Source organism: Sphingobacterium siyangense (genome assembly GCF_007830445.1).
Classification (GTDB): Bacteria; Bacteroidota; Bacteroidia; order Sphingobacteriales; family Sphingobacteriaceae; genus Sphingobacterium; species Sphingobacterium siyangense.
Genome location: NZ_VLKR01000024.1, coordinates 47,952 through 70,475, shown reverse-complemented (window position 1 = coordinate 70,475; position 22,524 = coordinate 47,952). Strand labels below are relative to the sequence as shown.

At 39.7% G+C, this 22,524-nt stretch carries 18 protein-coding genes; 5 read left to right on the top strand and 13 right to left on the bottom strand.

Going from position 1 to position 22,524, the window contains the following annotated elements:
• The first annotated feature begins 15 nt into the window (after window positions 1–15).
• A complete protein-coding gene (locus tag IQ31_RS19510) occupies window positions 16–783 on the top strand; it encodes a TatD family hydrolase (RefSeq protein WP_075994211.1) in 768 nt (255 codons plus the stop codon).
• Between the two features lie 12 nt (window positions 784–795).
• Window positions 796–1,815 (top strand): asparaginase, encoded by a 1,020-nt coding sequence (locus IQ31_RS19505; RefSeq protein WP_088162974.1) that lies wholly within the window; start codon window positions 796–798, stop codon window positions 1,813–1,815.
• Between the two features lie 111 nt (window positions 1,816–1,926).
• On the opposite strand, the gene IQ31_RS19500 is transcribed toward IQ31_RS19505, so the two are convergent.
• From IQ31_RS19500 to IQ31_RS19450, 11 genes are all read right to left on the bottom strand, one after another.
• Window positions 1,927–3,231: a bifunctional folylpolyglutamate synthase/dihydrofolate synthase gene (locus tag IQ31_RS19500; protein WP_145329421.1), complete on the bottom strand. Its 1,305-nt coding sequence runs from the start codon at window positions 3,229–3,231 to the stop codon at window positions 1,927–1,929.
• 11 nt (window positions 3,232–3,242) lie between these two features.
• Entirely contained in the window at window positions 3,243–4,070 is an 828-nt protein-coding gene (locus IQ31_RS19495) for an energy transducer TonB (RefSeq protein WP_145329418.1), read from the bottom strand.
• A 58-nt stretch (window positions 4,071–4,128) separates the two neighbouring features.
• Window positions 4,129–4,539: an ExbD/TolR family protein gene (locus IQ31_RS19490; RefSeq protein WP_046672748.1), complete on the bottom strand. Its 411-nt coding sequence runs from the start codon at window positions 4,537–4,539 to the stop codon at window positions 4,129–4,131.
• On the bottom strand, window positions 4,539–5,246 hold the full coding sequence (locus IQ31_RS19485) for a MotA/TolQ/ExbB proton channel family protein (protein WP_046672749.1): 708 nt from the start codon (window positions 5,244–5,246) through the stop codon (window positions 4,539–4,541). The genes IQ31_RS19490 and IQ31_RS19485 overlap by 1 nt, the downstream gene beginning before the upstream one ends.
• 31 nt (window positions 5,247–5,277) lie before the next feature.
• Complete coding sequence (locus tag IQ31_RS19480; RefSeq protein WP_145329415.1) at window positions 5,278–6,690, bottom strand: HU domain-containing protein; 1,413 nt, start codon at window positions 6,688–6,690, stop codon at window positions 5,278–5,280.
• Between the two features lie 40 nt (window positions 6,691–6,730).
• A complete protein-coding gene (locus tag IQ31_RS19475) occupies window positions 6,731–8,473 on the bottom strand; it encodes a porin family protein (protein WP_145329412.1) in 1,743 nt (580 codons plus the stop codon).
• 6 nt (window positions 8,474–8,479) lie between these two features.
• Window positions 8,480–11,518: a tetratricopeptide repeat protein gene (locus IQ31_RS19470; protein WP_145329409.1), complete on the bottom strand. Its 3,039-nt coding sequence runs from the start codon at window positions 11,516–11,518 to the stop codon at window positions 8,480–8,482.
• Window positions 11,519–11,900: 382 nt separating this feature from the next.
• A complete protein-coding gene (locus IQ31_RS19465; protein ID WP_075994218.1) occupies window positions 11,901–12,839 on the bottom strand; it encodes an aspartate carbamoyltransferase catalytic subunit in 939 nt (312 codons plus the stop codon).
• Between the two features lie 182 nt (window positions 12,840–13,021).
• Window positions 13,022–13,585 (bottom strand): bifunctional pyr operon transcriptional regulator/uracil phosphoribosyltransferase PyrR, encoded by a 564-nt coding sequence (gene pyrR, locus IQ31_RS19460; RefSeq protein WP_070561239.1) that lies wholly within the window; start codon window positions 13,583–13,585, stop codon window positions 13,022–13,024.
• Between the two features lie 246 nt (window positions 13,586–13,831).
• Window positions 13,832–15,232 carry an APC family permease gene (locus IQ31_RS19455; RefSeq protein WP_232475619.1) on the bottom strand — a complete coding sequence of 467 codons (1,401 nt, stop codon included), beginning with the start codon at window positions 15,230–15,232 and terminating at the stop codon, window positions 13,832–13,834.
• Window positions 15,233–15,380: 148 nt separating this feature from the next.
• Window positions 15,381–18,395, bottom strand: a complete 3,015-nt coding sequence (locus IQ31_RS19450; protein WP_145329406.1) for a glycosyltransferase family 117 protein — start codon at window positions 18,393–18,395, stop codon at window positions 15,381–15,383.
• A gap of 802 nt (window positions 18,396–19,197) precedes the next feature.
• Between IQ31_RS19450 and IQ31_RS19430 the strand changes: the two genes are divergently transcribed.
• The 3 genes from IQ31_RS19430 to pth all read left to right on the top strand — a co-directional run bounded on the left by IQ31_RS19430 (window position 19,198) and on the right by pth (window position 21,889).
• The gene (locus IQ31_RS19430) at window positions 19,198–20,154 is read left to right on the top strand and encodes a ribose-phosphate pyrophosphokinase (RefSeq protein WP_046672755.1); all 957 of its coding nucleotides are present in this window, start codon (window positions 19,198–19,200) and stop codon (window positions 20,152–20,154) included.
• Between the two features lie 493 nt (window positions 20,155–20,647).
• Window positions 20,648–21,244 (top strand): 50S ribosomal protein L25/general stress protein Ctc, encoded by a 597-nt coding sequence (locus IQ31_RS19425; RefSeq protein WP_075994221.1) that lies wholly within the window; start codon window positions 20,648–20,650, stop codon window positions 21,242–21,244.
• Between the two features lie 81 nt (window positions 21,245–21,325).
• On the top strand, window positions 21,326–21,889 hold the full coding sequence (gene pth / locus IQ31_RS19420; RefSeq protein WP_075994222.1) for an aminoacyl-tRNA hydrolase: 564 nt from the start codon (window positions 21,326–21,328) through the stop codon (window positions 21,887–21,889).
• 1 nt (window position 21,890) lies between these two features.
• Here pth and IQ31_RS19415 read toward each other — a convergent pair whose 3' ends face one another.
• Window positions 21,891–22,172 (bottom strand): Txe/YoeB family addiction module toxin, encoded by a 282-nt coding sequence (locus tag IQ31_RS19415; RefSeq protein WP_145329403.1) that lies wholly within the window; start codon window positions 22,170–22,172, stop codon window positions 21,891–21,893.
• Window positions 22,157–22,360 carry a hypothetical protein gene (locus IQ31_RS19410; protein ID WP_088162982.1) on the bottom strand — a complete coding sequence of 68 codons (204 nt, stop codon included), beginning with the start codon at window positions 22,358–22,360 and terminating at the stop codon, window positions 22,157–22,159. The genes IQ31_RS19415 and IQ31_RS19410 overlap by 16 nt, the downstream gene beginning before the upstream one ends.
• Between the last annotated feature and the right edge of the window lie 164 nt (window positions 22,361–22,524).

Here is a 22,524-nt window from a genome sequence, read left to right as displayed (position 1 = left end):
TCCACGCAGAAAACTATGTTGCTTACAGATACACATACACACATTTATTACCATGCAGGAACCGAAAAACTGCAAGAACATCTACAACGTTGCTTCGATAATGGCATACAACGCCTTTTTTTGCCGAATGTGAATAGCGCTTCCATAAAACCTGTATTTGATACCGTAGCAGCTTATCCAGAACATTGTTTTCCCATGCTTGGATTACATCCCTGCGATGTAAAGGAAAACTATGTGGAAGAGTTAGAAACCATCCGAAAGAGCTTGGAAACACACAAAGTCCATGCCATAGGTGAGATCGGGCTGGATCTTTATTGGGATAAAAGCACGCTTGAAATTCAAAAAGACGCCTTTCGAACTCAGGTTCAATGGGCTAAGGAATTAAATTTACCGATCGATATCCACTGCCGTGAAGCCTTCACTGAACTGTTCGAATTATTGGAAGAACTTCACGACGACAAATTATTTGGCGTTCTGCACTGCTTTACCGGTTCCCTGGAGCAAGCCCACCAAGCTATCGATTTAGGTTTCGCTCTTGGTATTGGCGGAGTCGTTACCTTTAAAAAAGCGGGCTTAGATCAGGTGGTCAAAGAAATCGATTTAAAACATATTGTTCTGGAAACAGATGCACCTTATTTGGCTCCTGTCCCCTTTCGCGGTAAAGAAAATGAAAGTAGCTATTTGGTTTACGTCGCACAAAAAGTAGCTGACCTTCACCAGATCTCCGTCGAAAAGGTAGCCGAAATCACAACAGAAAATTCAAAACGTATATTTGGTATATAATTTCAAAACTCAATGCATAATATCTTTATTATCTACACAGGTGGGACCATTGGAATGGTTAAAGATGAAACAGGAACATTCGTTCCTTTCGACTTTGAATTGATCAAACGTAATCTCCCTGATTTAAGTCGCTTAGACTATAAGCTGACCGTGCACTCTTTCGAACCCATTATCGATTCATCCAACATGAAGCCAGAGATATGGATTGAAATGGCACAAATTATTAAGGATAACTATGCAGATTACGACGGTTTTGTTATTCTGCATGGTTCCGATACAATGGCTTTTACGGCATCAGTACTGAGCTTTATGTTGGAAGGACTCCAAAAACCGGTCATTTTATCTGGCTCTCAGCTGCCTATCGGAGAGATCCGAACAGACGCAAGGGAAAATATGATGACAGCATTGGAAATCGCCTCTGCAAAGCAGGATGGTATCTCCATTATCCAAGAGGTATGCATTCTTTTCGACAATAAATTATTCCGTGGCAATCGCTCATTTAAATATAATTCGGCCAAATTTGAGGCCTTTAGATCGCCAAACTATCCCGTATTGGTTGAAGCTGGTATTCACCTCAAATATAATACAGATGCTTTATTAAATAATATCGATAAAGAATTTATCCTACATACCAAACTGGACAACAGGGTAGCCGTATTGAAATTATTTCCGGGGATCTCTGCGCAAACAATAAAAGCAGTCCTAGATTCCGATGTCCGCTCCATTGTTATGGAAACATTCGGATCGGGCAATACAACCACAGACACTTGGTTTCTGGATCTATTGAAGGAAGCAATTGAACAAGGTAAAAATATCCTCAACATTTCGCAATGTAAAGTAGGGTCTGTTGAATTAGGTCGCTATGAGACTTCACAAGGACTTAAATCCATCGGCGTGCTCAATGGCTACGACCTGACATTCGAAGCGGCAGTAACCAAATTAATGTATCTTCAAGGCGAGTTAGAAGATCAAAAAGAGGTCGCCTATTGGATTGAAAAGGATATCCGTGGTGAATTGACGATCAATGACTAATGACCAGGCACAAAATAACAAAAAAGGGAGCTGCACTTCACGCAGCTCCCTTTTTTGTGATCGGTTTCAATAATCCTCCCGCAGATATATTTGCGAGGAAAGGTGGTATTCTTATTCCTGTGTCAAACGAGCAAGCACTTCCGCAACAACAAAATTGCTTCCGCCAACAAAAATAAGGTTCCCTTGTTGATACGCTTCTTTTGCTGCATCAAACGCAGCTCCTACCGATGCATAATCAAGTCCCGTTAGACCAAATTCCATAGCTTCTTTCCGCAGCTCTTCTGCTGGCATTGCACGCGGCATATCTGGAGCAGAGAAATAGTAGGTTGCATCTTTGGGTAGATAAGGCAACATATGTGATAAATCCTTATCGCGCATGGCGCCTATCACAAAGTGCAATTTATCATAAGTTGTTGTAGCCAGATTTTTGAGTACTTCATGAATTCCGTCCTCATTGTGCCCTGTATCACAGATGATAAATGGATCCTTAGACAATTGTTGCCATCGGCCTTGAATTCCTGTGGTTGCCTGCACATTTTTTAGCGCTTGATGCACATCTTGATCACTGATCTCAAAGCCCAGTTGACGTAATTCATCCACAGCTAACAGGACGCCGGCGAGGTTCTTGACCTGATAGGAGCCTTTTAAATCCAGTTGATAGTTTGCTGAATGACCCGCAGAATCCTTCGCTTGTACCGTCAAATAATCTTGGTCCACGTCCAGCATTTTCGTCTCATACTTGTCGGAAGCGAATTGGATCGGTGCATGCTCGATCGCTGCTTTATCCAAAAACACAGCTGCTGTCTCTTCAGCATATTCCGAAATAACAACAGGTGTATTTCTTTTGATAATTCCCGCCTTCTCAGCAGCAATTTCCACCAGTGTATTACCAAGAAGATTCATGTGATCAAAACCGATATTGGTAATTACCGACAACAAAGGCTGAATAATATTGGTGCTGTCCAAACGCCCGCCAAGGCCGACTTCAATGACAGCGATATCAACCTTATTCTTCTCGAAATAATCAAAAGCCATGGCTACAGTAATTTCGAAAAACGATGGACTGACTTCTTCTATAAGCTCGCGATGGGTATTGACAAAATCAACAACAAATTCTTTCTCACATAACTGACCATTGACACGAATACGTTCTCTGAAATCCAGTAAATGTGGTGAAGTATAGAGACCTGTCTTATATCCTGCCTCGGCCAAAATAGCGGCCAACATGTGGGAGGTCGATCCCTTTCCGTTTGTACCGGCAATATGTAATGTTTTGAATTTTCGCTGTGGGTTGTCCAAAGCAGCGCAAAGTTTGATGGTATTGTCAAGGTCTTTTTTGAAGGCAGAGGCGCCATCCCTTGTAAACATAGGCAATCGAGTATACAGATACTCGATTGCCTCATTATAAGCATTCATGTGAATGATTTTTATCTTAATCTAAAATTGAATACAATCCGTCCTGTTTGGGAGTCGGGAGCATTTGGCAATTGGTTTAGCCTAGCGCCACGTACAGCACGCTCACATTTCTCCAACAAGGATGGATCGGTAATCGTCGTTCCTTTTACACCAGCACGCGCATAGGTGATAACCCCTTGCTTGTTCACTCTAAACTCCACAGCAACCTTTCCTGCTTGCTGTCCATTATCGTCGATACTTGGCCGTTGCGTAAAACTTCGGTTCTCAATAGACAACATCATGTTACCGTTTCCAGATCCCCCTTCGCCGTAGTTACTTGCTAAAGGATCACCCAGTTTGGAACCCTGATTTCCAGGAGTTGTCCCTGTACCATCACCAGCTCCAGTACCGTTATTTTTATTGCCTTTAAAAAGCGCTTTGGCATTGGCCTGTGGTGCCACTTCTTTTACAGCTTTGGTTGTTTCCGGTGCTTTTGAAACGACCTTCTTTTCCGTTTTTGTTACCGCAGGGGCATCTTCTAAATCCTGTGTGACAACCGCTTTCTCCGCAACTTGCTGCGTTGGAGTTGGGGTAGGTGTTTCAACAGGATCAATACGGTCAGGGCGCTCATTATTCGCATTGGGATCCACCGATGGTTCCTCAACACTCATATAGTCATCTCCCATTCCCTCAGGTGAAGTACCGTAATTGACGATCATTCCCCCCATTCCATATTCATCAGGTACCTGAGCTTTAAAAACAACAAAAAATCCAATCAAGAGCAATGATGCCATGACCAAAGTCGATATCCCCAATGCTTTGGGGAAATTATTTTCTTCATGTTGAAGGTGATATCTCATCGCATTAATCTCCTATATTAATAGCTGACCAATAAACTTTAAAAAAGTTTAATTGTTCCTATTTATCTTTTTTTGGTTCTGTTGCCAATACCACTTTAATCTTCAGTCGATTAGCGACATCCATTACAGAAATAACATTTTGAATGGGAACCGTATTATCGACATAAAGCATAATTGTCACTTCTTCACCCGCAGCCATTTGCGATTGAATTGCAGCTTCCAATCCCTCAATGGGAACTGGAGTTTTGTCAATAAAATAGCCCAAATCTTTTGTAATCGATACCGTGACGGTCTTTTTAGCAACAGATTGTTCTCCCGCACTTGACTTTGGTAACAATAGCTTCACCACTTGCGGATTAGAAACTGCAGAAGCCAACAGGAAGAACAACATCAGGAAAAACATGATGTCATTCAGCGCTGAAGTATGTACTTCCGCAGATGGTTTATTTTTTCTACTTCGTAAGTTCATTATCTTCCGGGTTCATCCAATAAATCAATAAATTCTACTGCATCCGTTTCCATACGTAAAATCAATCGCTCCACCATCATATTCAGGATATGGTAGCCCAAATAAGCTAAGATACCCACCGCAAGACCTGATGCAGAAGACACCATTTTTACATATAGACCCCCAGATACAGAAGCAATATCAATACCACCAGCTAATTCCACGTCGTGGAAAATCTTAATTACTCCAAAGATCGTACCTACGAAACCAAGCATCGGGGCAATACCAGCAATAATACCCAAAATATTGATGTTCTTTTCTAACTTGGCAACTTCCAATTTACCCACGTTTTCGATCGCTCCTTCAATATCTTTGATCGGTCTGCCGACACGCAATAAGCCTTTTTGCAACATACGTCCCAAAGCTGAGTTACTTGAACGAACTACAGCTAATGCCGAATCCAAATTTCCGGACAAAACATTTGCCTTTACTTGCGACATTAAGCTGTTATCATATTTTGCGGCGCGACGGATAGTCAAATAACGCTCAAAAAAGATAACCAATCCAATAAAGAACAACAGTAGGATTGGAACCATGATCCATCCCCCTTTGATCATCATATCGATCAAACTCATGTTTTCTGTAGGCGCAGCAGCAGGTAATGGTTGTTGTGCAGCTTGATTAAACGAATCCACAGCAGCCCGTGCTGTATCTTGTACTAATGACATAATTATTAATAGTTTTATATAGTTTTAACTTTTATAAGATCTTTTCTACCCAAGCATCCTTAATTTTATTGAGTACCGACTTCTTAGCAAGCTGTGCTTCCTCGTTTGTCATGTAGGTATTTAAGATGATTTTCTTTCTATCTTTTTTGTTTTTCCCTTCAACAGCGCGTGCTGTTTTATAGCCCATTGCACGAAGACGTTGCGCCTCCTGCTCGGCACTTGCCATAGTTTTTGCGGATCCAATGACCACCTGGTACCGCGGTTGTGCAACAGGAATAGACTCTTTGATCACAGGATTTGCTTCCAGAACCGGAGTTTTTGCTGCCGCATTAGGCGCTGGTACAGTTGATGTCTCTTTAACAGAATCTGTCACAGTGCGCTTAGCCAACGAATCGACTTTCTTTAAACTATCGGCTTGCAACGTATTGGACAATGTATCGGCAGGCATGATCGGCTGTTTTTGAACAAGCGTATCTGCCGTTTTTACAACAGGTTTGGTCGATCCAAATAACGAATCCTTCAACGCAGGATTGGTGTAAACGACCGCAACAGCAACCATTGCCAGCACAATAATTCCAGTCATCCAATACCAGATCGCATTTGAATTACGCGGCTCTTCCTCATAGATATTTGGTGCGTATGTTGAATTGGCGTTAGCCGACGCAATAGCACCGATTTCTTTTTTTAAAGTGTTGTCTTCTTTCGGAGCAACCGAATGATTGCTATCAGCTATCACAGTTGTACCCACAGGCTCAAACTCTTCAGTTTCCTTTTGCGCTAACGACGATTCTTCAGCTTCAAGATCGGTACGATCGTTTGTTGGTGCTGTCTCCTGCGAAAGCTCATCCGCTGCTGGATCCGTTACCACGACCTGTTCCTGTGCTGTTTCAGCTTCTTCTTTGACCTCTTCAACCTCGATCGTTTCGTCTTGATCTTCCGTATCCGGCATAGACTCTATCGCAGGCTCTACCTTATCATTAGCTTCCACCACAGGATCTTCTTCTACAACAGGGGCTTCTTCCAAAGAAGAAACAACTGTTTCAATTTCTGGTGCAACAAGATTTGTAACCGGTTGGAAGTCGAATCCCGACAAGTCTAAGGGTTTGAAGACCAAACTTGCGCCATAACTAATCAATAAGCCAAGATCATCAAGTTTGACCTGTCCAAATTGCCCCAAATCGGCCCGCAGCTTATCAACAGTTTCCGACAAGATCTGTTGCGCCTGATTAAGGCCCAAGTTTTCCTGTTGTTGGATATAATGAACAATATTAAATCCATGTTGAGCAGAATAGTCCAGCTCAACATAAGAAATCGGGGGTAAAAACACATTATTCTGTTTATCGAACTGAGCCGGAGAATGAATTCGTTTGAACACACCTATTCCGGGCACGTATACTTCCGCATAACGTTTTAATAAACTATTGATGTTTTTGCCTAGATTCATCGCGCACTATTTTAAGATGCAAATTTATAATCTTAATTCGTTAAAACGAATAATTAAGACCACCAATTACATTAAAGCCCAATCTTGGGTAATACATATAACGTTCGTATTCTTTTCCAAAAATGTTATTTGCTTTGACGAAAATACCAAATTGTTTTTTGATTCGGTATTCTGCGCCTGCATTAAGATCAGCAAACGACGCTATTGTTGCCTTATGCCCACTGTTGGCAATACGACTGCCATCTGCGTTATAATCATAAATATACGCATAGGTATTGCCTTGTGTAGAAAGTTCAGCATCTACGAAAAATTTATCGGAGATATTGAAGCGTGCATTAGCCTGCATACGAAATTTTGGCAATCCCCATGCTTCTTCCTCATCACTCAATTTATAATCGTCTATATACACTTTTCCGCCCAGATTAACCAGTTGTGAAAGACGTACATTGATTTCTCCTTCCAATCCCATATGTTTAGCCTTATTGATCACGCCGTCATAAACGACATCAAAAGCCCAAGGAACATAACCATTTTGACTATCGCCAAATGCACTGTTTTTAAATAAAGGCAATCCCTCAATCTGTTTGTAGAATACCTTTACTTTATAACCAAATGTTGCGCCAGCATTTCCTTTTAAACCCGCGTAAACATTCATTTTCTCAATCGAGTTTATCATTTTAGCGTTAGGAGCCAAATACGGATTATCTTTAGCGAAACTACGGAAAGAAGCTTGTTTCACTCCCCCATTGATTCCGGCAAACAAAGAGATATATTCAGGTGCCAAAGCAAAATCAGCCTCTACGGATGGGAAAATATTGAATCTTGAGCTATCGCCAAATTCAGAAGTTAAATTCGCACCCAAGGTTACGTTATAGTTGTCGCCCTTAAAACGAATATATGGATTGATGACCGCCAAATGATTTTTTACTTCAGCACTATCTTTCACATTATTCATTGTCACGCTCAAATTCGCACCAACATTGAATGCACTTAGGCGTTTGTTCAAATAACCGGATAATGCAATGGAATTTTCTTTGGCTTTATAAGCGTCTTTAAACAAATAACCATCAACTTTTGCGGAATAGCTTAAGGCTTGCTCATTTTTTGGATCCACATTACTTGACAGCTCTCCATTCAAGTAGATATCTGTAAAGGTCTGTTTATCCGGAGTCGTATTCAACAAAGTTGTTCCCGATTGATCAAAAGTCTGGCCATAGAAGTTTGTGCCATAACGATTGTATCCGATGGTACCTTTAACGGTTACCGCATCCAATACACGACGACCAAAAATACCGATATCCTGTGTACTGAACTTCTGTCCGTCAATATTACCCTTTTGGCTCAAATGTTTTGCAAATAAGCCAAACCGTGTGTTTTCAAACTGCTCAGAAGCTAAATAAGCCTCGCCCAATATACTGTTATAATTACCGATACCAAATTTGACATAGTTGCTACTATGTTCAAAAGGTTGTGCAAAAGGAATCTCCTGTACATTCAATTGTTTCAAACCGGTATTGATATCCAATTTCTTGTCCAAAATATTGTTGTAGGACAATTTGGGCTGGTATTCCCTTTTATTGGTCATATCCGGACTGCGGCGGATTTTCACAGCATCCGCAAGAATTGGCTTGTAATCACGAACAACATCAAAAGAATCGATAGTGACCGGTTTCTCAGGATCATTCTTCTTGCCTGTTTCCTGTGCAAAAGAATTCAATCCCACGCCCATCAAAAGCGCTGCTAAAGTATATTTCTTCACGTTTCTATTTTGCAACTTCTTCATTGTATCCTATTTCTTTTTGTTGTTCAATTTATTTAGACGTTCTTTTGCTGCTGGCAAAATATCGTCTTTCGCATCATAGTTATCCACAATCGATTCAAGTGTAGCTTTCGCCTGGAAAGAATCTCCTTTACCTGCATAAGCATCAGCCATGGTAATAAAGCTTTTCGCCACCCAATATTCGTACGAAGAGAAATTATCGGATAGATCCATTGCTGTTTTGATACACGCATCGTATTGTTTATTTTCCAATTGTAGTACCGCAACATTGTATTTTGCTTCGGCACCATATACTGTACGGCTCTTCAATGCAGCTAAACTGAATTCTTTCATTGCCTCAGTTTTCTTATTCTGCTTCACATAGCATTTACCGGCATACAAGAATGCATTTGCGATCTCCTCTTCCGAAGACTTCTCGTAATTCTTGACAGCATTGGTATAATTTAATGCTTCTTTATAATCCCCAATTTGGAAATAAGAGACCATTAGGTTATTTATTGCGAAACCATAGTTAGCCTTGTATTCAGAAGTAAGCTCCAGCTTTTTCAATAACTGTGTCGCTTCGTTATATTTCTTTTGTTTCAAATATAAATTGGAAACCGAAATCAACGTGCGTTCTGTATAAGGAGACGTCCAGTCATTCAAGATAATATTGTAATCATGTAATGCATCTTCTGTATTACCCAGAGCTGCGTTACTTTCAGCACGAACAAAACGTGCATATTTCTCTTGATTTGGTTTCGGGAATTTGTCGAAATATGCATTTACAGCTTCCACCGCCCCTTGATAATTACCTCTGGAGAATAAAGTCGTCGCAGTCGAGAATGAGCGTGAATCTTGTTCAGATTTCGAAACGTCACCTAAATTTGTTCCCGTTGCATATTTGATATATCCTGTTGCATCGCCTTTGTCCAAATAGATGTTCTCAATGGAACGCATGGCCTGTCTTGCTTCATCTGTTGATGCATATTGGTCAACTACACGTTGGAAAGTTGCCAATGCAGCATCATTGTTATCTTGATTATATTGAACCAGACCAATCGTCACCAAAGCACGTGGCACATAACTACTGCGCGGATATTTTTCAACCATTGTTTGAAGGCCTGCAATTGCCTGATCACTTTCTCCCATCAAGAAACGTGTATAAGGAATCTCAAAAGCAATATCGTCGGCATAATTCGAACTCGGGAATTGCGCAATAACAGCATTCAATGTTGAAATTTTACCATTGTTATCCCCTTGTAATCCTTGAATAATACCACGTTGGAATAAAGCGTAATCCTGACTAGGAGCTTTAGAAGAGATTAACTTATTGTATTCTGTTAATGCTCTACCGTAGTTTTTCGAAGAGAAATAAGAATCACCTAAGCGTGCAATTGCATCATTACGTGTATTCATTTCAATTCCTTTCGAACCACCAGACGCTAAGAAACGCTCGAAGTAATTTGCCGCCGTGCTGTAGTTACCATTACGGAAAGCCGCATAGGCTAACGCATAATTGGCATAGCCATACACATCCGTTTTGCTAGCTCCCGGCAAGCGTAAGAATTTATTGAAATTTGTAACCGCTTCACCATATTTACGAACTTCGTACATGGCTTCCGCTTTCCAATAGGTGGCTAAAGCGTAAATTTCCTCGTCATAACGGAACTCTTCGGAGCGCATGAATAGGGAAATTGCATTTTCAAAAGCACGCTCGTTATAATATTCCAAACCTCTGTAGTAGGTTACCTTTTGATAAGCTGCGTTTGCTTCTTTTCCACGTTTAGGGATAGATTCCAAAATATCAACTGCTTCGCGGTAGTTTTTTGTACTCAACAATACTTCAGCAAGTAAAGTTTTCGCTTCCTCCAAACGTTTCGATTTTGGATACGTTTTCAAGTATTCTTGTGTAGAAGCCAAAGCCACTTGGTGGAATTCCAACTCATACGAAAGCTTAGCATAGTTGAACAAGCCCTCTTCTTGCATTGCCGGATCAAAATCCAATTTCGAAGCCCGGAAAAATGCATTACGCGCAGATTGCTTATTGCCTTTCTTCAAGAAAGCATCACCTAGGGTAATCATCGCAGACTGATAATAAGCGTCAGGCTCGGTCATTTTTTCCAATTCCGTGATCGCTTTATCGTAATCCTTCAATTTGTAAGCGATGTAACCGATTTGGTAGCTATCCTGATTATTCTGCGTCTTACCTTGATCTTGTGCCTGGAATTTATCGTAATACTCTTTTGATGTTTTTAAATCACCTTTGATAAAGTATGTTGCCGCTATAATACGGAACATCTCTGTTTCATTTTCTTGTTTTGTCCGCGACAAAATTGGCAATGCATAATCCAATACATCGTCGTAGCGTTTATCCAAGAAATACAAAGCAGTGATATAATAGGGGTAACTATTTTCGAATTGTTTGGATCCATTCAAACGCTCAAATTCATTCAACGCCGTTTTATACTCGGCGTCTAAGTAAGAAAGATACGCGTAATAATAGATGGAAGCTTCCTGAAATTCAGTTTTTTGATCTTTCAATCCTTCAAATAATGGTTTCGCCGTTTTATAGTCTTTAGTCATAAAGGAAGCGTATCCATATTTAAAGCGATATTCTACATTTTCTTTACCTGCTAAATTTTTGCTATCGATCTTATTAAACCACTCTAAGGCCTTAACATAATCTTTTTTAGCATAATAGGATTTACCGATTTGAAAATAAGCTGCTTTAGCATTTGCACTGACAGGGAAATCCTTAATGTATTTCAGAAAACGGTTTTCGGCATCAGATTCGCCCAATTCCAGTGCGCAAACTGCTTGATAATACCGTACGTTCTCTTTCAACAAAGACAATTCCTCTGTTTCGTCCAATTGCAAGTTGGATTTTGTCCGCAAAGCTTCAACACGGTCAAATTGGGCTGAAGCAGAACTAAATTTTCCGCGTTCATACAATTCCATTCCTGTTTTGTACGCCTTGTTGATTTGTTGCCATTCTGTCTGTTGCGCTAATGCTGGCGTCGCCATAACGGTTAATGCAACTCCCACCTGGTAAATCTTCTTATACATAATATGTGAAACCTTAATATGTTATTTATCTGCAAATGTAAATGAATCTCCCTCCAAACCGCGATAAATTCGCATTTCAAAGCAAATTTATCGAAAGCCTCTCTGCCATTAAAGGCTTTAAGATAGCCTCAAATTTATTGAAAATCAATTCAAATCTCCACTTCTCAGGGAGATAGTTTTATTCATTTTACTAAATTATACTTTAATTGAGCTATTTTACACAAAAGTTATTAACATCTGTGAATAACCCTGTATTATAACGGAAATTTTGCACAAAAAATATGCCCGACAAAAAAATAAAGTCAGGCATACTATTATTGCATTAGAAAACAGTGCTATTTAGTCTCACACGTACATTAACGCACGTCAAAACCAATGTAGACTATCCGCGTTGCCCTGCTAATAGATACAAGACAGCCATGCGCACAGCAACACCATTTTCAACCTGATCCAAAATAATTGAATGTTCGCTATCCGCGACATCCGATGTGATTTCGACCCCCCGATTGATTGGTCCGGGGTGCATAATTGTGATTGGCTTCTCTAAAGAATCCAAAATCTCTTTATTCAATCCATATAGCATGGAATATTCTCTTAAGGAAGGGAAATAGGCAATATCCTGACGCTCCAATTGAATCCGTAACATATTTGCAACATCACACCAGTTCAACGCTTTCCGCAAATCATGCTCTACTTTTACACCCAATGATGTAATATGTTTAGGAATTAATGTGGTCGGACCACAAACCATCACTTCTGCACCTTGCTTTTGAAGACATAAGATATTCGACAAGGCAACGCGTGAATGTGTAATATCTCCAACGATAGCTATTTTACGACCAGCTACATCACCATAGCGTTCGCGGATCGAAAATGAATCAAGTAAAGCCTGTGTAGGGTGTTCATGTGCTCCGTCACCTGCATTGACAATTTGTGCATCAACATGTTTACTTAGAAATACCCCAGCTCCGGCGTATGGATGTCTCATCACAATCATATCAACCTTCATTGCAAGAATATTGTTCACCGTATCGATGAGTGTCTCCCCCTTACTTACTGAAGAGGAGGATGCCGCAAAATTCACGATATCCGCAGAAAGTCTCTTTTCAGCAAGTTCAAAGGATAGACGTGTCCGTGTTGAATTTTCAAAAAACACGTTGGCAATCGTAATATCCCTTAACGACGGAACCTTTTTGATTGGCCTATTTAATACCTCTTTGAAATTACTTGCTGTATCCAGGATCAATTGGATATCGTTCTCATTTAGATCTTTGATCCCCAATAAATGGCGGGTACTTAATTGTTCTGCTACAGATGACATTTTATAGTATATTCAAATATTTACTAATCATTTTTTTTCTGAAAGTGTCTGATCTTATTGGCCAGAAAGAACCTTCAGTTTGCTTTCATTGCTGTTGGCGTCTGCGAAGTCATGAAGGTTTTATTGAAAGTGCCTGTTTCCAAAGGTCAACAATAACCTTCAGTATCGTCATGACACCGCTATTAATCGCTAGCTGACGCCTTCTTTTCTGTAATCAAGATAATACTATCCTGATCCTCTGATTCTTTCCAGTTAACAATTACTTTTTGTGAATCAATAGAATCTACCTGTATTCCGATATAATCGGGCTGAATAGGGATCTGTCTAGAAAACCGGCGATCGACCAAAACAAGCAATTCTATTCTTCTTGCACGGCCAAATGCCTGCACAGCATCCATTGCCGCACGAATAGTACGTCCTGTCCATAAGACATCATCTATAAAGATCACCTCTTTACCTTCTACAATAAAATTGATATTTGTGCTATTTGCTAAGATTGGACCAGTATTCCCTTTCGTACGGAAGTCATCGCGATAAAAGGTAATATCCAAATCGCCAACTAAAATCTCTTTTCCGATCATTTGTTCAAGCTCTTTGACGATGCGTCTCGCTAAGAAAGTTCCTCGGGGTTGAATACCTATGACGACAGCATTTGAAAAATCACCGTGATTCTCAATCAATTGACGACATAGTCTTTGAATTGTGATTTGAAATTTTGGTCCGTCTAATAAAATCGACTGTTTCATTATGGGAATGTTTGAGCAAAGCTACACTTTTTTTAACAAAAACGAAGCCATGAAGGGCAATTAATTTCAATATTTGCATCCAACTGGCACAATAACAAAAAGTGATTTAAACAAAGATTATCTTCCTTTCCGGGAAATTTACAAAGCCATTATTCCAGCACATTAACAGATTTTGAAGTTATATACAATACGCATTGCCAACCATTTACAGCAAATTCCATAACATCGAAATGCTATAGGTAGCGACTATTCATCTAGCTCGGCACTTTTATTATTCCGTGCAAAAAAATACACCGGTACACCGATTAATACAAGTATAAAGCCTGGCCAGGTATATTGTGGCTTATAGATAATTAATAATACACAAAATACGGCACCTATCAACAGGTACAAGATTGGTGTAATCGGAAAGAGGAAGGTTTTGTAGGAACGTTCCAAATCCGGTCTCCGGATACGTTGAATAATAACACCCAGTACTGTAATCATATAAAATATGACAATAACAAAAGATATCATATCCAGTAAATTGCCATATTGCCCACTTAGGCAAAGTAAGGAAGCCCAGATTCCCTGAAGCCATAACGATCGTGCGGGCACATCATATTTGTTATTGGGAATCGCCTGCTTCAGAAACAATCCATCTTTTGCCATAGTCTGAAAAACACGCGCTCCGGACAGTGCAAGTCCATTAACACAACCAAAGGTCGAGATCATAACCAAAATCGCCATCGCTATTGTACCATTATGGCCTAATATTTTTTCAGCCGCCGCTATGGCAACACGATCATTTGCCGCAAAAGCAATTTCCTCTCGATTTAATGCCGCCAGGTAAATGTAATTACAACTTATATAGAGCAACATCACCAAGCTTGTTCCGATAACCAATGCCCGAACAACATTACGCTGCGGATTAACAATCTCTCCGGAAACAAACGTTACATTTTCCCAGGCCACACTACTAAATACCGAACCTACCATCGCAGCAGCTAAAGCCCCCATCAGTACGCCCCCAGAGATCTGCGACCAGCCAGCACCTTTCAAATTTTGAAAAGAGTCCCAGCCATAAGCCATATTTTCTGAAAAATGATTTTCCTTAATCAAGAACAGACCACCTAAAATCAGTAAAACCAGCGCAATAATTTTTGCTGAAGTAAAGAAAGATTGAACAGCTTTTCCACTCTTGATCCCTCTTGTATTGATAAAGGTCAGGAGAATAATAACACCCATAGCGACAATCTGTATCCAGGTAATCTTAAACTCTCCACGCTGAAATAGCGGTGCTGCATCATTTAGCTGCGGAATAAGGTAGGCTGTAAACTTACCAAAGGCAACAGCTACAGCTGCTATCGTTCCCGTTTGAATGACTGTAAATAAACTCCAGCCATATAAAAAGCCAATTGGCTTCCCAAATATTTCTGTCAGATAGGTATATTGTCCCCCAGCCTTCGGGTACATAGACGACAATTCGCCATAGCAGATTGCCGCCGCAACAGTTGCTAATGCGGTCAATAACCAAACTATCGCCAACCAATATCCGGATCCCAGCTGCCGCATCATATCACTCGATACAATAAAAATACCGCTTCCGATCATCGACCCCATGACCAGCATCACTGCATCCCACAATTTTAATTGACGTTTCATCATAACTTAAGGTTGGTTTTATATGGCGTTAAGCTAAGAAAAAATAATCAAAAAAAAGCCGCCCTTTCCTACATCGCATCAAAAAGTGTTTTTCCTTTCGAATACCTGTAGTAAAGGGCAGCTCCTTCGGTTAAAATGATGTCTCTAATTGTTACTCAACACCATACTGTTGTTTATACGATTTTTCTAAATCGGTCACTTGCTGTAGCAATTGTTTTTCCGAGGTAGAGGCCAAGATACTCTTATAGGCACCCAAAGCACGTAATGCTGTACCGATATTTGAATATTCCAGCTCAGGTTTTGTTTGTGCAATATCCTGATACCAACGCATATTTTGCGTCATAAACTTCAGGTTACGGTTTACGATTTCATTTGCACGCTTCGTTTCACCAGTTTCATACAACACATTGACAATTGGAATATAGCCTAAAATATCACGCATCAAATAAACACGTTTTGGCATTTTCTCAAAGGTTTCAACAGCGACTTTACGCGCCTCATCCTTATGACCTTCCATCATCAACTGTGTCGCTGTACCGCCCATTACCGTATTTGTAATCATGGTAATCATGCGGTAAGATTCAGGATCCAGGTAAGAAGCATGTGCCATATTACCCCATTGGTATTTCGTAGTAATGTCTTTATAAGCAGACTGTGTATCAACCAATGTACCTTCCGCCCCGGCAGGAGTTGCAATCGGCATTAAACGCAGTGCAAAGCCCTCTTGGACCAGATATTTATCTAAACCAAGGTAGTTATCATTTGGAACTGTTGCCGCAAAATAAATTGGACGTTTCCAATCGTTATTCAACAATACGTTTAAGATTGATAATTCTGCCCTAGAGATATAATTTCTATTGTAGGTCCAGCTCATGGTATCGACAATAGATTCTTGCCAAGCTTTAGGAACGACATTATTTTTCAGAACAGATTCTTTATTCACCGGAAGGCTGAAGTTTTTGGTTGGCAAGAAGTTTTCAAACTTACCACCTCTCAATTCCAATTTGTTCTTCTGGTCGTCAGACAATAAAATCTGCATGATCAAATCCAGATCAACATGTCCTGGAACTTTCATATCCTGATAATAAAGCACTTCGCGAACACCTTTCTTGAACTTTTCATCATCGATATTGATCGGTAAACCATCTGCCTGATTTACTTTTTGTTTCATTTGGCGCATATACCAGTCCGAACTCAACAAACTTAAGTTTACGACCCGAACATCCGGACGATAATTTTCAACTTCTTGCACATACCACAATGGGTAGGTATCGTTATCACCATAGGTAAATAAAATTGCATTTGGTGCACAGGAAGCCAGGTAGTTTTTCGCTAAATCACGTGCGGTCGTTTTTTCCGAACGATCGTGATCATCCCAGTTTTGGAAACCCAGCAATACAGGAGCCCCCAATAAACAAGCTACTGTAGCAGCACCGGCCGCTATTTTACCATCCACTTTTTTGCTTAAATAATCCGCGATAGCGAAAACCCCAAGCCCGATCCAGATGGCGAAGGCATAAAAAGAACCGGCATACGCATAGTCACGTTCACGTGGTTGGAGTGGACTTTGATTTAGATATAATACAATTGCTAATCCTGTAAAGAAAAACAACAGACCCACAATTCCCGCATCACGTTGTCTTTTTCCAAAATGCCAGAATGCACCAATTAAACCAATGATCAAAGGCAGAAAATAATATTTATTGTTTGAAGGATCAGTTTTCAATGAATCTGGAATGGCATTTTGTCCACCCACATGCATCTGGTCTACAGGTTTAGCCCCTGAGATCCAGTTCCCCTCAGTGAAGGAACCCTGTCCTTGTTGGTCATTTTGACGACCAGCAAAGTTCCAAAGAAAATAACGACCGTACATGTGTCCGATCTGATAGCTAAAGAAGAACTTTAAGTTATCCCCAAATGTTGGCGATTGTCCTTCAGAAATCTTTAGGTAATCGCGGTAATAATCTATATGATTTTGGTCTCTTGAGCTATAAACACGCGGAAAAAACATCGTTTTATCGTATTTATAGTCCATGCCGTTCTCCACCTTGGTATACTTGTCTTTATCTTTTCTGTACGTATACGTAGGCTCGGCATCAACCACTTGCGCATCAAATGTAGGTCCATTCAAAAGCGGCTCACTGGCATATTGCTCACGTCCAAGATAACTCACAAAAGAAAATGCATTATCCGGATCACTGTTATTTAACGTAGGATTTGCCTTGGCGCGCACCATAATCATGGCAAAGGAACTATAACCAAAAATGATAAATGCTGCACTGATTAAGATCAGATTTAACATCGGTTTTACCTTTTTGATTGAATACCAGATACCATATACGAAAAGAGCTACCGCTAAAATCATGAATAAGTTAAATCCAGTACCAAAGCCCATGCCCAAACTATTCACAAAGAACAGATCAAAATATGCGGCGGCTTTAACAGTGTATTGAATAATACCCCATAAAATCAGCGCCAAAACAACAACACCGATTAAGAAAGCTTTGATCGCCCCCGATGATGTCACTGTTTTTGAACGTTTAAAATAAATGACCAAAGCAATTGCCGGAATCACTAGAAGGTTTAATAAGTGTACCCCGATAGAAAGTCCCATCACATAAGCGATAAAGATCAACCAGCGGTCCGAACCAGCTTCATCGGCATGATTTTCCCATTTTAGAATACCCCAAAATACGACGGCTGTACATAAAGAAGACATGGCATATACTTCGGACTCCACTGCTGAGAACCAAAAAGTATCCGTAAAAGCATAAGCCAGTGCACCAACAGCGCCCGAACCGAATATTTTGATTAAATCGGTGGATGTATATGATCCATCAACACCTTTTACAACGATTTTCTTTGCTAAAGCTGTAATTGTCCAAAATAAAAACAAAATGGTCAGACCACTACATACTGCCGATCCTACGTTCATCCAGAAAGCAATTCGTGTAACATCTCCACCAGCAAGGTTTGAGAATATATTTTGAATCATTAAGAATAAAGGTGCTCCTGGCTGGTGCACAATTTGAAGTTTAAAGGCTGAAGCGATAAACTCGCCACAGTCCCACCAACTCGTCGATCGTTCGGCAGTCATGACATACGCTACAGTTGCTATTAGCGCACATATCCATCCTAAAAGATTGTTGATTTTAGTATAGTTCATAAAATGATAACTGTAAAAAGTATTATTAATACGGCTCGAAAATAAGGATAAGTTAATAAGAAATGAACTTTATTCTGATTTTTTAACACATATTAATTGAAAAAATTTCATTACGCGATCCAATATTGGCTGAAAGGAAAGCATTCCCAAAAGCACGCATGTACTTTTGTGGGCCAACATCTCGATAAAAAAGCTTAGCGTGCATATCTTTTCAAATCAAAACAAAAATTATTTCTTTGAAAATCAGCCCTAATACACTTTTAAGTTCATTTTTATTTGCAGAAATGAGAATAGTCCGTATATTTGCATCATCAAATGTGAACGACATCATCACGATAGCAATCACTTTTGAATTGTTTGTCCGATAGTATAAGGGTAGTACAACAGTTTTTGGTTCTGTTTGTCTTGGTTCGAATCCAGGTCGGACAACAAACAATAGAAAAGGCTTGCATCTGCAAGCCTTTTCTGCGTTATATGCAAGGCTTATTATTTATAAAAGGGTTTAGATTTTTTTAAATTTACATTTTGATTTTTAAAACAAATCTCTATCTTTGCGTCGTCAAAAAGAGAAAAGCGGAAACGTTGACTTTTTAGAGACATTGTCCGATAGTATAAGGGTAGTACAACAGTTTTTGGTTCTGTTTGTCTTGGTTCGAATCCAGGTCGGACAACTTTTAAAGTTAAGCGTATATGGATTGTGAAAACAATCCATTTTTTTTAATGTTTAACTTTAAAAAACAGTAAGGGAATAAAAATATTGAATAAACGACAATACAATAACCCAACATAAATATACAAAACCATGCCTTTGCAATTCAACACGGTTAAACTATTTGCAGGTTCTGGCACTACAGAACTAGCCGAAAAAATCGCACAATCTTACGGGAAACCACTAGGAGACAAAACATTGTCACGTTTTAGCGACGGTGAGATTCAACCTTTCTACAATGAGTCAGTTCGCGGAAGCGATGTATTCATTATCCAATCTACCAACCAACCTACCGACAATCTTTTTGAATTATTATTGATGACAGATGCAGCGAAGAGAGCTTCAGCGCATTATATCACAGCGGTAGTCCCTTACTTTGGTTTCGCAAGACAAGATCGAAAAGACAAACCAAGAGTTGCTATTGGCGCAAAAATGATCGCCAATCTGTTGACTGCAGCTGGTATCCACCGTATCATGACAATGGACCTGCACGCAGCGCAAATCCAAGGTTTTTTCGATATCCCTGTTGACCATTTGGATGGTTCTATCATTTTTGTTCCTTATATCAAATCGTTAAAACTTCCAAATCTAACGATTGCTTCACCAGATATGGGTGGTTCATACAGAGCACGTACCTTTGCTAAATTTTTCAATGCAGAAGTTATTATCTGTGACAAACGTCGTAAACGTGCAAACGAAATCGAATCAATGTCAATTATCGGCGATGTAACTGGTCAAGATGTGGTTTTGATCGATGATATCTGTGATACGGCTGGTACACTTTCAAAAGCAGCGGCATTGATCATGGAAAATGGTGCAAAATCTGTAAGAGCCGTTTGTACACATGCTGTGTTGTCCGGAAAGGCATATGAAACAATTGAAAACTCGGTCTTGTCAGAGATGATCGTAACCGATACCATTCAATTGGATCCAGAAAAAGCAAAACAATCGACCAAAATCAAAGTATTATCAACGGCTGATTTATTTGCAAAAGCAATCACAAGTGTAAATCAACACTCTTCAATCTCCGATTTATTTGAAGTAGAGTAATCTTTGAGTTTTAGATTCTAGATATTGGACCCTGGTACAGAAAGCATTCAGCTTAACGACCAGGGTCTTTTTTTTGTATTGCGCCACCACCCCACCTTCTCCCTTCCGCTTGGTTCTTATCTTTTAACCACAGGCGAATAGCCCTTTTTATCGCGTATATAGGTTAGCAATTGACTGTTGTCAACTTCCGCAATAACAGGGGATTTACAGGGGGTTAACAGGGGGTTAGCAGGGGTATAACAGGGGTAAAGCCCTGCTAACTCCCTGTTATACCCCTGCTAAAAGAGTCCTACTCCAGTTTTAATATAGGAAATGGTATCAATTTGGTCATACTTTAGGGTAAATAAGTGGCCTTGAATAGGCATAATCATGAACATGGAAAAATCGAAAACTTGGAATAAGTATCTGTTTCCGAACTAATAGCGGTCGTATTTTTTTGATAATATCAGAAATTAGATTATCTTTGCACCTCAAATTTATAAAAAATTAAAAGATGAAATCAATTGCTATTAGCGGTTCTGTAAGACAGAACGTAGGGAAAAGAGATGCAAAAGAATTGCGTTACCAAGGTTTAGTACCAGCAGTACTTTACGGTGGTACAGAGCAAACAGCTCTTTCTGTATCCGCAGCTGATTTGAAACCAGTTCTTTACACTGCAGACGTAATCATTGTTGAATTAAACATTGAAGGTCAAACTAAAAGAGCTATCGTTCAAGACGCACAATTCCACCCATTAACTGACTTAGTTACGCACGTTGACTTTTTAGAATTATTTGATGATAAAGAAGTATCATTGAATATTCCTATCAAATTAACAGGAACTTCTCCAGGTGTTAAAATGGGGGGTAAATTAGTTCAAAAATTACGTAATTTACGCGTAAAAGCATTACCTGCAAACTTACCACAAGAAATTGCTGTACCAATGGAATCTTTAGAAGTTGGTAAATCAGTTCGTGTAGGTCAAATTCAATTGGAAAACGCAAAAGTATTAAACAATGCTGATGATACAATCGTATCAGTAATCATGTCTCGTGCATTGCGTCAAGCTGAACAAGAAGCAGCGAAAGCATCTAAAGGTGGTAAAAAATAATCTGAACAAGATTCTTAAAATACTACAGAAAGCACCGAAATTCGGTGCTTTTTTGTTTATTAAAATTTTTATTTTTGCATCATGAATTATCTTATCGTTGGATTGGGCAACATTGGCAGTGAATATGCCGATACACGGCATAATATAGGTTTTATGGTTGCCGACGAGCTTGTCAAACAGGCTGGCGCCAGTTTCTCCTTGCTCAAGTTAGCCTATTATAGCGAATTTAAGCAAAGAGGCCACAACGTCACAGTAATTAAACCCACGACCTACATGAACTTAAGTGGTAAGGCTGTTAACTACTATATGCAACAATGTAAAGTCCCAATTCAGAATGTATTGGTGATTGTGGATGATCTGGCTATTCCATTTGGTTCGCTACGAATGAAACCCAAAGGAAGCAGCGCCGGTCATAACGGACTTAAATCCATTGAACAGCTTTGTGGCGGACAGGTTTATCCGCGCTTACGTTTCGGTATTGGAGACAATTACCCAAAAGGTAGACAAGTGGATTATGTACTTGGCCCTTTTGACAAAGAGGAACAAGCTGAACTACCGGCTTTAATTGACCATTCCGTTAAAATGATCCAGAGTTTTGTCAATATCGGCATCGAGCTGACGATGACAAATTTGAATACAAAATAAGTTATTTGTCGTTGTAATGCCCCAGTGCTTGGATCACAACGACAGCAATCTCTTCTTCAAAAATTTCATAAATAAGGCGATCTTTCTTATTGATCGCCCTACTCCAAATTTCACCGTCAAAATATTTTAATTGTTCGGGAGAGCCTGACCCCATTCTCGGACTCTCCTCCATTTCCAAGAGAAATAGGTCAATTTTTGTCCTATCAGATTTACGTCCTGATTTTTTAATCATTTGCAAATCTCTAATCGCTTTTTTCGAATATTGGATTAAATACTTTCCCATATATTCTTGCTATCCAATTGGACTAATTCGCCTTTTTTCTTCTCAGCCCTAGCTTCTTTCACGCGGTCATTTAATTTCGACGATCTATCTTCAGACTCAATTTTTATTTTTGTCCCACCGAGTGCCTTTAGTACTGCTTTAATCTTTTCTACTTCAGAAGAATCTATTTGAAATGATAATATTGCCATAACCCTTTCGTTTTTACAAAGTTAATAAAACAACTCCACAAACGGAAAAGCCGAATAAATCGGCTTTTCTTGTGTAACTCTTGTGCTTTTATTGTGTCGACCTTGTGTTAAGCAAGGGCTTAGGTATAGTCATCCTTGTGTCGATCTTGTATGTTTCTTGTGTC

Bases quoted from the DNA above. Each gene is read 5' to 3' on its own strand.
- pth (WP_075994222.1), top strand. From the start codon at position 21,326: ATGAATTATCTTATCGTTGGATTGGGCAACATTGGCAGTGAATATGCC.
- IQ31_RS19495 (WP_145329418.1), bottom strand. From the start codon at position 4,070: ATGAGATATCACCTTCAACATGAAGAAAATAATTTCCCCAAAGCATTG.
- IQ31_RS19410 (WP_088162982.1), bottom strand. From the start codon at position 22,360: ATGGCAATATTATCATTTCAAATAGATTCTTCTGAAGTAGAAAAGATT.
- IQ31_RS19480 (WP_145329415.1), bottom strand. From the start codon at position 6,690: ATGAATCTAGGCAAAAACATCAATAGTTTATTAAAACGTTATGCGGAA.
- IQ31_RS19500 (WP_145329421.1), bottom strand. From the start codon at position 3,231: ATGAATGCTTATAATGAGGCAATCGAGTATCTGTATACTCGATTGCCT.
- IQ31_RS19505 (WP_088162974.1), top strand. From the start codon at position 796: ATGCATAATATCTTTATTATCTACACAGGTGGGACCATTGGAATGGTT.
- IQ31_RS19475 (WP_145329412.1), bottom strand. From the start codon at position 8,473: ATGAAGAAGTTGCAAAATAGAAACGTGAAGAAATATACTTTAGCAGCG.
- IQ31_RS19450 (WP_145329406.1), bottom strand. From the start codon at position 18,395: ATGAACTATACTAAAATCAACAATCTTTTAGGATGGATATGTGCGCTA.
- IQ31_RS19485 (WP_046672749.1), bottom strand. From the start codon at position 5,246: ATGTCATTAGTACAAGATACAGCACGGGCTGCTGTGGATTCGTTTAAT.
- IQ31_RS19490 (WP_046672748.1), bottom strand. From the start codon at position 4,539: ATGAACTTACGAAGTAGAAAAAATAAACCATCTGCGGAAGTACATACT.
- pyrR (WP_070561239.1), bottom strand. From the start codon at position 13,585: ATGAAACAGTCGATTTTATTAGACGGACCAAAATTTCAAATCACAATT.
- IQ31_RS19415 (WP_145329403.1), bottom strand. From the start codon at position 22,172: ATGGGAAAGTATTTAATCCAATATTCGAAAAAAGCGATTAGAGATTTG.
- IQ31_RS19510 (WP_075994211.1), top strand. From the start codon at position 16: ATGTTGCTTACAGATACACATACACACATTTATTACCATGCAGGAACC.
- IQ31_RS19455 (WP_232475619.1), bottom strand. From the start codon at position 15,232: ATGATGAAACGTCAATTAAAATTGTGGGATGCAGTGATGCTGGTCATG.
- IQ31_RS19430 (WP_046672755.1), top strand. From the start codon at position 19,198: ATGCCTTTGCAATTCAACACGGTTAAACTATTTGCAGGTTCTGGCACT.
- IQ31_RS19425 (WP_075994221.1), top strand. From the start codon at position 20,648: ATGAAATCAATTGCTATTAGCGGTTCTGTAAGACAGAACGTAGGGAAA.
- IQ31_RS19465 (WP_075994218.1), bottom strand. From the start codon at position 12,839: ATGTCATCTGTAGCAGAACAATTAAGTACCCGCCATTTATTGGGGATC.
- IQ31_RS19470 (WP_145329409.1), bottom strand. From the start codon at position 11,518: ATGTATAAGAAGATTTACCAGGTGGGAGTTGCATTAACCGTTATGGCG.